Below are 13,198 nucleotides of genomic sequence, written 5' to 3' on the forward strand. Positions count from 1 at the left end.
GGTGAAGAAATATTGAAATGGCAAGTGACAAAAGAAGAAAGTGGGTTAATGCTAAGAGAGTACCTAAAAGAAAAGAAGGGGTTTTCTCGACGGATAGTTAAAGCAATTAAATTTCAATCAGGGAGCTTGTTAGTAAATGATGTAGCTGCTACTGTCCGAAAAGTATTACAAGCAGGGGATACGGTGGAGGTTATTTTTCCTAAGGAACATCGTGCTGCTTCGATGGAAGCGGAGCCAGTAAGGTTAGATATCGTTTATGAAGACAATGATATATTGTTGATTAACAAAATGGCAGGGATGGCAACCATACCATCGATCCATCATACAAAAGGAACGCTGGCAAATGGTATATTATATCATTATGAAAAAAACAAATTGGATTTTACTGTTCATATCGTCACTCGATTAGATCGAGATACTTCAGGTTTATTATTAGTAGCTAAACATCGACTGAGCCATTCGATCCTTGCAAAAGATCAACAGCAAGGCAAGATAGAGCGACGATATCAAGCAATCGTGTCTGGGCATTTATTAGAAAAACAAGCAACGATTGAAGCACCTATAGCTAGAAATCCAAATTCGATTATAGAGAGAATGGTAGACCCTTCTGGAAAACAATCGATTACCCATTATCAAGTGTTGGAAGAGACTGCTACTGACTCGCTAGTGCAAATCACATTAGAAACAGGTAGAACACATCAAATTCGTGTTCATTTTTCCCATCTTGGCCATCCGTTAGTAGGTGATGAGTTGTATGGTGGTAAAACTGACATGATACCACGCCAAGCCTTACATTGTGTATCATTATCATTTATCCATCCTATAACGAAAGAGAAACATATGTTTACTTCCAACTTACCAGCAGATATGCAAAAAATACTCCCGGCGAAATGAGCAATAGGTTTTCGCTGGGAGTATTTATTATTAAAATTCAGCCTCTATCTATAATCTGAACAGTTAATTCTTTAATCAAAATAACTAAACTTTTCCTCTATAAAAGGCTGTTTAGAGGAAACACTGACCGTTGTCTCTTCTGGTAAACGAAAAGCTGTTAGTTTATTTCCGAATACACACCCTGTATCAATGTTAATCGTTTTATGCACGATACGAGGCTTTTTGACGGGGGTGTGACCATATACAATCCAATGGTCTCCATGATAATCTTGAGCCCAGTCTCGCCTTACCGGTCGTCCGTCCTCATGTGTCTCACCCGTAATGTCACCATAAAAAACAAAAGTGGATACTTTCTTATCTCGGCGACCAATTAGATCTTCTCGAATACCTGCATGCGCCACGATTGCTTGATAATCTGGAAGCATTAAATATAATGGTGCATCTTCATATAATGCCATAAACTTATGCTTTATTTCATTTTGTTTAGACGTAGATAGACTCTTATATTCTGCAACGGTTGTTTCTAGTCCGTGCTTTACTTTAACGTTATTTCCTCGTAAATATCGATACAGCTTGTTACAATGATTACCTGGTAGATATGTTGCAAGTTTTTTTTGTACGACCATTTCGTAAACTAGTTCAATCATTTTAAGGGAATATGGACCTCGATCAGTAATATCACCTAAAAATATAGATTTTCGTCCATCTGGATGAATAGGAACAGTGGAGTCGATTGAATAGCCAAGTTCTTTAAATAAATCAAGTAATTCTTCATAACAGCCATGTACATCACCAATAATATCTATACTCATATAGAAACCTCCGCGTTGTTGAAATTATGAATCAAACATATATACTTTGGTTCGATAATGAATATTTAATACAATTCCAATTGCAATTAAATAGGTTAAGGTTGAACTACCACCATAGCCAATAAAAGGCAGAGGAAGACCAGTAATTGGGAGTAAATTAATGGACATTCCAATGTTTTGAAAGATTTGATACGTAAACATTCCTACCATTCCAGTTACAAGATAACTACCAAATGGATCGTTACTTTGTAATCCAATATGAATTAAGCGGTATATTAGCAAGAAAAAAAGGATCAATAAAGCACTGGAACCGATAAAACCAAATTGTTCGGCAATCGCTGAAAAAATAAAGTCTGTTTCTCTTTCAGGTATGTGGGATACTTCGAACTCCCCAATTCCTTTTCCTGAGAGTTGTCCAGAACCAATTGATCGCATGGCGCGAATTAATTGGTAAGAATCACCTTGTGTATTGTTAGAAGGGTCTAACCAAGCATTAAACCTTCGCTCAACGTGTTCGAAACCGTAATCTTCTGCAAGTTGATCTATTTTTTCTGGGAATGTTACAAACAAAAATAACAATAAACCAAAAATAATGGCTGCAGTTCCGATTAAAGAAAAAATAATCCGCCATTGAATCCCAGAGACAAGTATCATACATATGATAATGGCAGCTAATACTAATACCCCTCCTAAATCAGGTTGAAAGGCAATTAACCCCATTGGAGGAAGTGAAACAAAAGCTATTTTTGCCAATAACCATAGATCAGTTTTTGTGGTAACCATTTTAAATTTTTCTTTATGCATTACGATAAGATGAGCCAAAGCAATAATTAAGATTACTTTCATAAATTCTGCTGGTTGTAAGGAGACAGGACCAATTTTAAACCAACCCCATGCTCCCCCGGCTCTATGTGCTATTCCAGGAGGAAAATGAAAATGTAGCATTATTAGCATGAGCATTCCAAATCCATATAGAAACCACGCCACTTGGTGTAATCGATCATAGTCGAAAAACATAATGGTTACGATAGCAATACTACCAACAACATACCAAACTAATTGTTTAATATGGAAAGCCTCATTTATATATGCTTCTAACGTATATAAAGTAAACACACTAGTTATTCCTAACAAAATGACAATTGAAATTAACGTATAATCTATTTTAGGCGAAGTATTCTTTTCCATCTTTGATCAAACTCTTTTCTTTTATAATAATAATTCAAACTCTATTGCTTAGTTTACCTTAAATTGATTTATTTTTTAAGTATTGTTTTTTATAATTAACTACTTGTATGATAAAAAAATGCAATAAACTTTCCGAATGTTATCTATTCGTTATATCTTTTTAATTGACAAATTACCTGTGGGCGATTAATATAGTACGGTCTAGGCGATGAAGGAGGGAGTTTTAATGGAGCACTTAGAGAAGAAAGAAAGAGAGCAATTATGGAACAAAATTCAAGATGCGCTTGTTCATGAACAAATTGATCAATTTCGTGCTGAATTTTTAGAAATACATCCATATGATCAAGCAAAGATATTCGAAGAACAAACAGAAGACATTCGTTTTCTGATCTATACCTATTTATCGCCTAAAGAAGTTGCAGATGTAATGGAACATGTGGATGAAGAATTAACGGAACAATTTATTATTGAGATGAATCCAACGTTTGCTGCACAAACACTAGCAGAGATGGCTACGGATGACGCCGTTGATATATTAAATGAATTAGACAAGAACAAAGTCGCAAGCTTTTTAACTATGATGGAAAAGGATGCAGCAGAAGAAATTAAAGCACTCCTTCATTATGAGGAAAAAACTGCGGGTAGTATTATGACAACAGAGTTTGTTGTCATAAATACAGAGCAAACAGTCAAGCAAGCGATGCGTCATTTAAGAAAAGAAGCGCCTGAAGCAGAAACGATTTACTATATTTATGTCGTCGATACAGATAAGCGTCTGGTTGGTGTAATCTCTTTACGTGACTTAATTATAGCAGAAGGTGATTGGTTAATTTCTGATGTAATGAGTGAACGAGTTGTGTCGGTTCCGGTCGGTGAAGATCAAGAAGATATAGCACAAATGATGCGTGACTACGATTTTCTAGCTTTACCAGTTGTGGATTTTCAAAATCATTTACTCGGGATTATAACAGTTGATGATATTATGGATGTTATGGATCAAGAAGCAAATGATGATTATTCCAAACTGGCAGGGGTTTCTGATATGGAGCGCTCTGGTGATAATGCATTTGTTTCAGCTCGAAAAAGATTACCGTGGCTTATTATACTTTTGTTCTTGGGCTTATTTACAGCAAGTATTATTGGAAGGTTTGAAGAGACTTTAGATAAGGTTGCAATTCTTGCTATATTTATACCTTTAATTGCAGGAATGGCAGGTAATACAGGGACACAAGCATTAGCTGTAGCGGTGCGCGGAATAGCTACAGGTGAAATTGAAAAACAAGGGAAATGGAAAATTATTACGCGAGAAGCAATGACTGGTTTAATTACCGGTGTCACTTGCGGTGTTGTTATCACTATCGTCGTGTATGTATGGCAAGGTTCGGTATTTCTTGGCATGTTAGTAGGTATATCTATTGCAGCAACACTGATTGTTGCAACAATTGCGGGTGCGTTAGTTCCCTTAGTAATGGATCGTTTTAATATTGATCCGGCTGTTGCATCAGGACCATTTATTACAACAATTAATGATATCATATCCGTTATGATTTATTTTGGTTTAGCAACAGCATTTATGAATTTACTATTATAATTAAGAAGAAAAGGGGAGGTTGACCGCATTGGAGGCACATCCTGAATCAGTTAGTTCGCTTGTCATAGTAATTATCGCTGCTTTTTTAACACCGATTCTTATGCATCGGTTGCGTTTAAATGTAATTCCGGTCGTTGTTGCCGAAATTATTGTAGGGTTAATTATTGGACAGAGTGGATTTAACATTGTAGAAGAAAGTAATTGGTTAGAAACATTATCCACACTTGGTTTTATATTTTTAATGTTTTTGAGTGGACTTGAAATAGATTTTTCTTTATTTTCTAAGAAAAAGAAAAAACAAAATGATGTTAACGAAACGAGCATGAATCCAGTTGTCGTTGCAACCATTGTATTTAGTGGTATTCTTTTATTGTCATATGGATTGTCATATCTATTTGTTGTTATTGGATTTATTAATAATGTTTTCTTAATGACATTAATTATTTCAACAATTTCACTAGGTGTTGTTGTACCAACATTAAAGGAATCGCAAGCAATGAAAAGCCCAGTAGGCCAAACGATTCTATTGATTGCAGTTATTGCCGATTTAGTAACAATGATTCTATTAGCAGTTTTTGTCTCTATTTATGGAGATGGATCAGGAAACATGTGGTTGTTGCTTATTCTATTTGCTGTAGGAATTGTTTTATACTTCGTTGGGAGGCATTTCAAGAATCAGTCCTTTCTTGAAGCAATGTCTAAAGGGACGATTCAAATCGGAACTAGAGCTATATTTACGCTAATTATCTTTTTAGTGGCGTTATCTGAGTCTGTTGGAGCTGAAAATATTCTAGGTGCTTTCATTGCAGGGGCACTGGTATCATTACTCGCACCAAATCAAGACTTAGTTCAAAAATTAGATAGTTTTGGCTATGGATTTTTAATACCTATCTTTTTTGTCATGATCGGTGTAGAGATCAATATTTGGACATTATTTAGTGATCCGATGGTATTAATCTTAATCCCATTATTATTAATTGCCTTATTACTTTCAAAACTAATACCAGTTCTTGTTTTGAAGAAATGGTATGATACTCGTACGGTTGTTGCGGCAGGCATGATTTTAACTTCCACATTATCGTTGGTCATTGCTGCTGCTGCAATTGGTGAAAGAATCGGAGTAATTGATAGTCAAATGGAAAGTGCACTAATACTTGTTGCCGTGTTAACCTGTATTATTACACCCCCTATTTTCAAAAAATTATATGTACCTGAAGAAGAAGTGATCCCTAAACAAATTGTAACGTTTATTGGATCTAACCAAGCTACACTACCTGTTGTTCGTGAAATGGACCAAGATTTATTTGAATCACATTTATACCATACTCGTATAGATAAAATAGATGAGAAAATTAATAAATCTGTATTTGATATTAGAGAAGTAGAGTCATATGATATTGATGAATTACAGCAATTGGGTGTATTTGATTCTGATATTCTTGTTGTTTCAACTGGTAATGAAGAGGTTAACAAAGACATCGCTTGTTTTGCAAAGCGTAATGATGTAGCGCGTGTCATTGCTAGAGCAGAAATTTCTCACATTGATAAGCAATTAAAAGAGAATGGTGTGGAAGTGTTTTCATTCTTATTATCAACAAAGACGTTGTTAAAAGCGATGATCGAAGCACCGAATGTAGTAGATATTTTAACGAGTCAAGAAAGTGCGTTATATGAGATTCAGATGAATAACTCGGTTTATGATGGAGTTATACTTCGTGGTTTCCCATTTACTGGTGATGTAATTATTGTTCGTATTTTTAGAGATAATGACTCGATTGTCCCACATGGAGATACACAGTTACGCTTAGGCGATCATTTGGTTGTTACTGGATCAACCGAATATGTAGAAGAATTACAAGATTTATTAGAATTTAGCTAACTCAAAAAATACCCTGTAGAGAGAGCACTTGTTTTAAGTGTCTATTCTATAAGGTATTTTTTTAATGAAGATGTGTCTTTATATTTTTTAGGTGTTAATAATTGAGTTTTTGATTTGATTCATATAAAATAGGATCAGGTACTAATAACAACCTATGGTGCTAATAGGAGGATAATAGATGAATTTTTCATTAAAAGAGCGTACATATGTTATTATGGGGGTTGCCAATAAGCGGAGTATTGCATGGGGAATTGCTCGTTCATTACATCAAGCTGGTGCCCGATTAATTTTCACTTATGCCAATGAACGATTTAAGAAACCAGTGGAAGACTTAGTTGCTACACTTGAAGGACAAGAAGCATTATTTTATGAGTGTGATGTAACAAATGATGAAGCAGTAACACAAACATTTGATGAAATAAAACAGGATGTAGGAACGATACACGGGCTAGCACATTGCATTGCTTTTGCCCAAAAAGAAGATTTGAAAGGCGAATTTGTTGAAACAAGCCGTGATGGATATTTACTTGCGCACAATATTAGTGCTTACTCATTAGTTGCTGTTTCTCGTGCGGCACAACCATTGATGACAGACGGTGGCGGTATTGTGACACTGACTTATCTTGGTGGTGAGCGTGTAGTACAGAACTACAACGTGATGGGAGTAGCTAAAGCGAGTCTTGATGCAAGTATGAAGTATTTGGCAAATGACCTTGGAAAGTATGGGGTGCGTGTGAATGCGATCTCTGCCGGACCAATTCGTACGTTATCAGCTAAAGGTATTGGGGACTTTAACACTGTGTTGAAAGATATTGAAGAGAAGGCACCATTAAGACGCACAGTAACACAGGAAGAAGTGGGAGACACTGCTTATTATCTTCTAAGTGACTTATCACGCGGAGTGACGGGTGAGATTATTCATGTTGATTCGGGATATAATATTTTAGGTTTATCATAAAGAAGCGCAAAGCTTAGCAAGGACGTTGTTGCTAAGCTTTTTTGCATGCAATTATTGGGCACACAAATAACTTCACATTCATATAGTAACGTGGAGAATGTTTTTTGAGGAGGAAACAAACTGTGTCAAGGAAAAAAAGAAATGCTCGAAGACGACCAATGTTATATATCGATCAACCTGATTTAGAAGCACCTACCCCAAATATGCAAGAGGATTATCATTCACCTAAACACCAAAAAATATCTGCAACCAACACTTCGCAATCAATTAAACGTCCAAAATCTAGAAAAAAAACAAAAATGAATGAAATGACGGAGGTGGATAAGTTAGACATTGATGATAATGATACAAAAGAAACTGAGAATATAGAAAATGACTTGACTGAGGAACCAAAAGAAAAAGATGAAGTAAATAAAGAAGCTGATGAAGAGGAAAATGAGAAAAACGAAGAAATTGAAGTAAGGACAGCGAGTCAATTACAAGATAAGGTTCCTTTTACCGAAATGTCACTTATTGAACAAGTGGATTATTTAGCTGCTTCACCAGGATTTATGCCAAAATTAAAATGTGAAGTTATTACAGAGAATGAGCGTTTAAAAGGCATTATTAGAGAGAGAAAAGAAGAGACAGTATATGTAGAAACGTTTAAAAGGCCAAGATACCATCAAGTTTTGTTAGGTGATATTACATCTATACGTTTATTAGGGTTTTAAAAGCTTATTAAAAAGAGAAAAGGTCTGGTATATATAACACCAGACCTTGGATCGATATTTAAAATGCGCTAATTGCTGGAAGGCAAGTAATGTGACAGAAACATTTTAAATCAACAGTAATACATACACCTGTTACTTCTAGGTCACTAGTGTTTTGATCAACTGGTGAACGAGGGTCTTTTTTATGATGATCTTTTTTATGGTCGTCTTCTTCAAGAAGCAATTCTAATACAGCGCAGTTATCTTTGTCTACGCTTTTCACTCGGAAATAAAAGCTAGCAAAAGCATCCCCTAGATCATCTGCTGGTACGCCATAGCCTTTAAAAGGTTTACAAGTACCTTTACAGTATAGAATTACTGGTACAGTATCTAAACCATTGGAAGGACTTGTGTCACCTAATAAGTCTGCAATAGATTGCTCACAGCTTGTAGCGCAATCATTGAGTAGATCAGATTGCGCATCAGCAATTTCACGAAGAATGTCTGACACACAATTCCCTGAATCGTATTTACCTCCACATGTCATAATGATGAACTCCTTTCGATAAAATTAATGACTGATTCGTCACTTATAGCTTATGTACAGTTACATGGTTTGTGTAGGCGTTCATCTGCTACAAAGCTAAAATAAGTTATTTTAGCTAAACGGGCTAATGTCACAAACAAATTGATTCTAGTTACATAGACTAATAGCGACTAAGTTTTAAATGAAAAGGAGTGAATTATCGTGTCCGAATCAAAAAAAGTGATTCATGTGAAGGACTTAATTATAAAAGCGGACAATGTACATTTTGAACCGACTCAATCTTCAGAACGTCCACGTCCATTTGATGCCTTCTTCGGAGTTAGAAGACCAGCAACGGAGCATGCTGAATCAGAAGAGAAGTTAGAAGTAGAAGAAGTGGAAGACGAAACGGATGAGGAAGAGAAACCGAAATCAGAGCGACGTCCATTTTCTTGGCTATAATCGAGTAGAGATAGTACCGCAAATGTGCTATCTCTTTTTTTATATTGCTTTAGGGGGGAAGAATAAGTCATGAATAGGATACGTTTGTTAAATAACGTAGCCATTGTAGCGAAACATTTAGAAAAAAACGAGAAATATTTTCGCTATCCAGAAAAAAAAGTGTTACCAATGATTAAAGAAACAGAGAGTCAAATACGCTCTTTAGAAAAAGAAATGAATTCGTGGCAACGATATTTTTCGTAAAAGAGGCATGTTTTTTGAAAAATTGGGTATATAAGTAGTAAAAGGAGGGATGGTTTATGGGTTATGTGCTTCCAGTAACCAACTATCAATATTATAATTATCATACACGAGTAACATTACCTGAACGTGATCCATATCCGATTGAACAATTATATCCAATCCAATTAGATATGGCTTATCAAAAAGAAACAGAAAATGAAAAGATAGATATATCTGAACTAAGTAACTATCACAAAAAAAACAGCCTGGGTAAAACACCAACTTCACACAATGTGAAAGTAACGGAAGGTATATATACAAATCTAACCGGTACCGGAAGATATTTTAATAAAGTAGTATAAAAAGAGAACTTACATCTTTTGAATAAGTAAGTTCTCTCCTTTTGTATATTCTGCATAGAAAACATCTTTATAAGATGATACCTCTTGTTTTTTAAGTTCTTCTTCTAACCATGTTTGATCTTGATTAATCTCTGCTAAATTGTCTTTAATAATTTCACCATCATTAATTAACATCATGGATAATTCAACTGACTCGGCTGGTAAATTTATATCTAATCGAGTTGGTTGCTGCGCGTATGTTTTTTTTAATACGGATACTGTTCCATCTGTTTCTAAAATAGCGTAATCAATGTCTCGGATAGAAAAAGCATCTTTTGATCGTAGTAGGTGTAGTAACTGATTCATATCAAGTTTACTTTTTGCCATGACCTCCCTCTGAAGTTTTCCTTTATGTATAACGATGGAAGGTCGACCTTCTAATATTGACCTACTTCTTTTAATTTTTTGAGTTGCTATTTCTGTAAAATATAATAGTACACCCCATAATAAAATTGCAAAGCCAATGCCAATAATTCCAACATTGTCATCATATAAGGCATTACCGACAAGCTCTCCTAAAATTAATGCAGAGATAAAGTCGAAAGCAGTAAGCTGACGGATTTGTGTTTTTCCAAGTATTTTTGTTAAAATAAACAACCCAACAAATCCAAATATTGTTTCTATAAAGATTGACGGTACAAGTTGCATGATAATCCTCCAAATCAATATTGCTAATTATTAGCATAGACAAAAGGAATTATTTTATACCGTTTTTATATGGATAGTATCTTTTGCATCATTACGTGTGGCATATTCGCATCAAGAAACACATTAGATGCGGTTTCGTATCGTAGTTTAAGATAGAATGACTCTGCATGCGTTTGTGCACCTAATTTGACCTTTTTAACGCCCTTTTGTATAAGTGATTTTTCTATATGTAGAATAAGTTCTTTCCCTAATGATTGACCTCGGAATGCTTTGATCACACTTATACGCTCTAATTTTGCGTAATTAGATTCTATACGATAGCGACCAGCAGCAACAGGTTTTTCATCTATATAACCAACAAAATGAACAGCTTGTTGATCTAAGTCATCTTTTTCAATCGCTTCTGGTACTTGTTGTTCATCAACAAATACGCTCGTTCGAACGGAAAAAGCATCATTTAATTGTTTTTGATTTTGCGCTTCTACAATTTCCATGTAAGAATCCCCTTCACTAATTATATTGCTATATAGTATAACACGAGATGTTTTACTATAAGAAATAGGTATTTATACTAGATATGGTGATGAACTCGGTTCTATCAAAGCTTCAATATTAGAAAAAAGGATTTTATGAAGCATTTTTGATAAAAAATGGTGTTGAATTGTAGGTTGAATTGGATTTACCCTACACTTGCATAAAATAATAACGCGAAAATGTTCGTAAAACATGTTTTATCGAACACTTGCGGCGTAAAACAGGTTAAGAGTGTTCGAAAAAATGGATTTATCGAACATTTTGAGGTCAAAACAGGCTAAGAATGATCGAAAAAATGGATTTATCGAACATTTTGAGGTCAAAACAGGTTAAGAATGATCGAAAAAATGGATTTATCAAACATTTTGAGGTCAAAACAGGTTAAGAGTGTTCGAAAAAATGGATTTATCAAACATTTTGAGGTCAAAACAGGTTAAGAATGATCGAAAAAATGGATTTATCAAACACATAGAGGACATAACAGGTCAAGAGTGTCTACTAAAAAGTATTTAATTAACATTATCACATTTGACAGAGAACCAGAGATAATAAATACGAGGTCATTTATACCAGACTATACTAAAAAAGCACATTAGCGTTGTTTAAGAACTTCTATATTATGCTTGATAGTATAGAAGTTCTACAGTCTAATGGGCCTTTTAAATCTTATTTAGCGAAACGATGATTACCAATCGTAATCGTTACTTTTCTTGATAATATCCAGTCACTTTTCGCAGTTCTTGGGTTGTAAAAATAAATTGAACCTTGTCCTTGTCCTCGGAATGCCAGTGCTTCTTGAACAGCACGTTTAGAAGAATGGTCAGCAGGTTGATTGATGGCACCGTTTTTAATTGGTGTAAATGCATAGTATCCACCTGATGAGCGTTCGTAAATAACTCCTTTTATCGTATTAGGGAAATTATGATGATCCACTCGATTTAGCACTACAGTTGCAACAGCAACCTTACCAGCGTATGGTTCTCCTTTTGCTTCTGCATGAACAAGTCGTGCTAATAAATCCATTTCTTGATTAGAAATGTTAGTTGGCAATGATAGTTTTTGTCCTGGGTAGATCGTTGTTCCTTTTAAATGATTTGTTTGTTGCAGGGTAGTTAAAGATACACCATAATGATTAGCTATTTTCCATAAAGAATCACCGCTTTGAACGGTATGAGTAGCTGCGCTTGCAATAGATGGTGTTAAAAATATCGTAAAAGATAGACCGATAGTTAATCCAATTTTTTTAATGCTTTTCATGATAGCCCTCCTTGTAATCTATGAGTCTACTTAAAGGCTATCAGTTGTAACATCTCCTTTCATTATATAAAAAATGGAAGATTGTTAGGAAGATAGAACACACAATGGCTAAAGAAATTGCTGGTAATATATTCTGTATAAAGAATTTGGTTAAACAAACAAGTTTAGCTAGGTTTATAACAGATAGATGACAATTTGTTTACAAACCCTATTGACAACTACTACATAGATGATTATGATAATAGTGCTATCAAAATAATAACGTGTCTCGTTAGCTCAGCGGGAGAGCACTTGCTTGACAGGCAAGGGGTCACTGGTTCAATCCCAGTACGAGACATTATGAAAATCAACGTGATGAAGAAAAAAACTTCCTCTGCAGCATAGACTTTATCTAAAAGACTATGCTGCAGAGGAAGTTTTTTTGTAGCAATGATCTATTTCTACTCTCGAAAAGCACAAAGTTAATAGAGTTAATCGGTTTCTATTTTGTGCCTTAAGAGAAAAGGTGAAAAATTGAATAGTAGTAAGAACCAACTGACTGTTAGTATAACTCTATCCCAAAAATTGAATGGTAAATTAGTTAAGAACAATATTGACAAAACTAAAACCAATAAATAAAAGGCTAAGCTGCCACGAGTTGCTTTTAACGTAGCGTTGCAATTCGGACAGGTTATTTCAAAGATATTTTTTCTTTGTAATTTCATTTTAGTTTTATAGTTTATTTTTGATGAGCAATTATTGCATGTCGTCATATAAATACTCCTTTGCAATACCGTATAAACATCTCATATATATAGTATATACATTGTTTTTTTCAAAACAACCACATTTGTTATTTTTCACAAAAAAAGGTGGTGATTAAAATGAAGACCATTGAAACATCTTCTGTTAAAAAGGTACTATTATTGTTGCTTACAGCATTGGCAGTTATTATGACCGTAGTAATCGTTAGAGATATGATCGTATATAATCGTCCGCTAATCTTATCATCATCTACATCTATTATAATAGTAATCAGTAATGCGGTATTGCTACTATTTTTTATTAAGCGTAGAATGTTATTATTTATGATATATCCGATTTGTGCGATTATTATTATTCTGGTAAGTTTAATAAATAATTGATATCGTAACT

General features: G+C 34.6%; 16 protein-coding genes and 1 tRNA gene. 10 read left to right on the forward strand and 7 right to left on the reverse strand.

Going from position 1 to position 13,198, the window contains the following annotated elements; genetic code table 11:
* Window positions 1–12 precede the first annotated feature (12 nt).
* A complete protein-coding gene (locus tag ACH6CY_RS03940) occupies window positions 13–894 on the forward strand; it encodes an RluA family pseudouridine synthase (protein ID WP_374065964.1) in 882 nt (293 codons plus the stop codon).
* A gap of 71 nt (window positions 895–965) precedes the next feature.
* On the opposite strand, the gene prpE is transcribed toward ACH6CY_RS03940, so the two are convergent.
* Window positions 966–1,706, reverse strand: coding sequence for a bis(5'-nucleosyl)-tetraphosphatase PrpE (prpE, locus tag ACH6CY_RS03945; protein ID WP_374065965.1), 741 nt, complete (start codon window positions 1,704–1,706; stop codon window positions 966–968).
* A 24-nt stretch (window positions 1,707–1,730) separates the two neighbouring features.
* The gene (locus ACH6CY_RS03950; RefSeq protein WP_374065966.1) at window positions 1,731–2,894 is read right to left on the reverse strand and encodes an FtsW/RodA/SpoVE family cell cycle protein; all 1,164 of its coding nucleotides are present in this window, start codon (window positions 2,892–2,894) and stop codon (window positions 1,731–1,733) included.
* Between the two features lie 226 nt (window positions 2,895–3,120).
* Here ACH6CY_RS03950 and mgtE point away from each other — a divergent pair, with 226 nt between their 5' ends.
* From mgtE to ACH6CY_RS03970, 4 genes are all read left to right on the forward strand, one after another.
* On the forward strand, window positions 3,121–4,485 hold the full coding sequence (gene mgtE, locus ACH6CY_RS03955; protein ID WP_374065967.1) for a magnesium transporter: 1,365 nt from the start codon (window positions 3,121–3,123) through the stop codon (window positions 4,483–4,485).
* 28 nt (window positions 4,486–4,513) lie between these two features.
* The gene (locus tag ACH6CY_RS03960; protein ID WP_374065968.1) at window positions 4,514–6,364 is read left to right on the forward strand and encodes a cation:proton antiporter domain-containing protein; all 1,851 of its coding nucleotides are present in this window, start codon (window positions 4,514–4,516) and stop codon (window positions 6,362–6,364) included.
* A 178-nt stretch (window positions 6,365–6,542) separates the two neighbouring features.
* Window positions 6,543–7,322, forward strand: a complete 780-nt coding sequence (fabI, locus tag ACH6CY_RS03965; RefSeq protein WP_374065969.1) for an enoyl-ACP reductase FabI — start codon at window positions 6,543–6,545, stop codon at window positions 7,320–7,322.
* Window positions 7,323–7,444: 122 nt separating this feature from the next.
* Window positions 7,445–8,035, forward strand: coding sequence for a CotO family spore coat protein (locus tag ACH6CY_RS03970; RefSeq protein WP_374065970.1), 591 nt, complete (start codon window positions 7,445–7,447; stop codon window positions 8,033–8,035).
* Window positions 8,036–8,093: 58 nt separating this feature from the next.
* Here the strand turns inward: ACH6CY_RS03970 and ACH6CY_RS03975 are convergent, their stop codons facing one another.
* The gene (locus tag ACH6CY_RS03975) at window positions 8,094–8,561 is read right to left on the reverse strand and encodes a CotY/CotZ family spore coat protein (RefSeq protein ID WP_374065971.1); all 468 of its coding nucleotides are present in this window, start codon (window positions 8,559–8,561) and stop codon (window positions 8,094–8,096) included.
* A 201-nt stretch (window positions 8,562–8,762) separates the two neighbouring features.
* On the opposite strand from ACH6CY_RS03975, the gene ACH6CY_RS03980 reads away from it, so the two are divergent.
* The 3 genes from ACH6CY_RS03980 (at window position 8,763) to ACH6CY_RS03990 (ending at window position 9,586) form a co-directional block, all read left to right on the forward strand.
* The gene (locus ACH6CY_RS03980) at window positions 8,763–9,002 is read left to right on the forward strand and encodes a hypothetical protein (RefSeq protein ID WP_374065972.1); all 240 of its coding nucleotides are present in this window, start codon (window positions 8,763–8,765) and stop codon (window positions 9,000–9,002) included.
* Between the two features lie 69 nt (window positions 9,003–9,071).
* Window positions 9,072–9,245 carry a hypothetical protein gene (locus tag ACH6CY_RS03985; protein ID WP_374065973.1) on the forward strand — a complete coding sequence of 58 codons (174 nt, stop codon included), beginning with the start codon at window positions 9,072–9,074 and terminating at the stop codon, window positions 9,243–9,245.
* 56 nt (window positions 9,246–9,301) lie between these two features.
* Entirely contained in the window at window positions 9,302–9,586 is a 285-nt protein-coding gene (locus tag ACH6CY_RS03990) for a hypothetical protein (protein WP_374065974.1), read from the forward strand.
* Window positions 9,587–9,595: 9 nt separating this feature from the next.
* On the opposite strand, the gene ACH6CY_RS03995 is transcribed toward ACH6CY_RS03990, so the two are convergent.
* The 3 genes from ACH6CY_RS03995 to ACH6CY_RS04005 form a co-directional block, all read right to left on the reverse strand.
* Window positions 9,596–10,273 carry a DUF421 domain-containing protein gene (locus ACH6CY_RS03995; protein ID WP_374065975.1) on the reverse strand — a complete coding sequence of 226 codons (678 nt, stop codon included), beginning with the start codon at window positions 10,271–10,273 and terminating at the stop codon, window positions 9,596–9,598.
* 65 nt (window positions 10,274–10,338) lie between these two features.
* Window positions 10,339–10,767, reverse strand: coding sequence for a GNAT family N-acetyltransferase (locus ACH6CY_RS04000; protein ID WP_374065976.1), 429 nt, complete (start codon window positions 10,765–10,767; stop codon window positions 10,339–10,341).
* Window positions 10,768–11,473: 706 nt separating this feature from the next.
* The gene (locus tag ACH6CY_RS04005; RefSeq protein ID WP_374065977.1) at window positions 11,474–12,064 is read right to left on the reverse strand and encodes a cell wall hydrolase; all 591 of its coding nucleotides are present in this window, start codon (window positions 12,062–12,064) and stop codon (window positions 11,474–11,476) included.
* Window positions 12,065–12,329: 265 nt separating this feature from the next.
* Here ACH6CY_RS04005 and ACH6CY_RS04010 point away from each other — a divergent pair.
* Window positions 12,330–12,401: transfer RNA gene (locus ACH6CY_RS04010), tRNA-Val, on the forward strand.
* 133 nt (window positions 12,402–12,534) lie between these two features.
* Here ACH6CY_RS04010 and ACH6CY_RS04015 read toward each other — a convergent pair.
* Window positions 12,535–12,816 (reverse strand): TIGR04104 family putative zinc finger protein, encoded by a 282-nt coding sequence (locus ACH6CY_RS04015; protein ID WP_374065978.1) that lies wholly within the window; start codon window positions 12,814–12,816, stop codon window positions 12,535–12,537.
* A gap of 111 nt (window positions 12,817–12,927) precedes the next feature.
* Between ACH6CY_RS04015 and ACH6CY_RS04020 the strand changes: the two genes are divergently transcribed.
* Window positions 12,928–13,188 (forward strand): hypothetical protein, encoded by a 261-nt coding sequence (locus tag ACH6CY_RS04020; protein ID WP_374065979.1) that lies wholly within the window; start codon window positions 12,928–12,930, stop codon window positions 13,186–13,188.
* The last annotated feature ends 10 nt before the right edge of the window (window positions 13,189–13,198 follow it).

Source organism: Paraliobacillus sp. JSM ZJ581 (genome assembly GCF_044383835.1).
Taxonomy (GTDB): Bacteria; Bacillota; Bacilli; order Bacillales; family Amphibacillaceae; genus Paraliobacillus.

Coding starts and splice junctions, on each gene's coding strand:
- prpE (WP_374065965.1), bottom strand. CDS start 1,706: ATGAGTATAGATATTATTGGTGATGTACATGGCTGTTATGAAGAATTA.
- ACH6CY_RS04000 (WP_374065976.1), bottom strand. CDS start 10,767: ATGGAAATTGTAGAAGCGCAAAATCAAAAACAATTAAATGATGCTTTT.
- ACH6CY_RS03985 (WP_374065973.1), top strand. CDS start 9,072: ATGAATAGGATACGTTTGTTAAATAACGTAGCCATTGTAGCGAAACAT.
- ACH6CY_RS04015 (WP_374065978.1), bottom strand. CDS start 12,816: ATGACGACATGCAATAATTGCTCATCAAAAATAAACTATAAAACTAAA.
- ACH6CY_RS04020 (WP_374065979.1), top strand. CDS start 12,928: ATGAAGACCATTGAAACATCTTCTGTTAAAAAGGTACTATTATTGTTG.
- ACH6CY_RS03975 (WP_374065971.1), bottom strand. CDS start 8,561: ATGACATGTGGAGGTAAATACGATTCAGGGAATTGTGTGTCAGACATT.
- mgtE (WP_374065967.1), top strand. CDS start 3,121: ATGGAGCACTTAGAGAAGAAAGAAAGAGAGCAATTATGGAACAAAATT.
- fabI (WP_374065969.1), top strand. CDS start 6,543: ATGAATTTTTCATTAAAAGAGCGTACATATGTTATTATGGGGGTTGCC.
- ACH6CY_RS03995 (WP_374065975.1), bottom strand. CDS start 10,273: ATGCAACTTGTACCGTCAATCTTTATAGAAACAATATTTGGATTTGTT.
- ACH6CY_RS03990 (WP_374065974.1), top strand. CDS start 9,302: ATGGGTTATGTGCTTCCAGTAACCAACTATCAATATTATAATTATCAT.
- ACH6CY_RS04005 (WP_374065977.1), bottom strand. CDS start 12,064: ATGAAAAGCATTAAAAAAATTGGATTAACTATCGGTCTATCTTTTACG.
- ACH6CY_RS03950 (WP_374065966.1), bottom strand. CDS start 2,894: ATGGAAAAGAATACTTCGCCTAAAATAGATTATACGTTAATTTCAATT.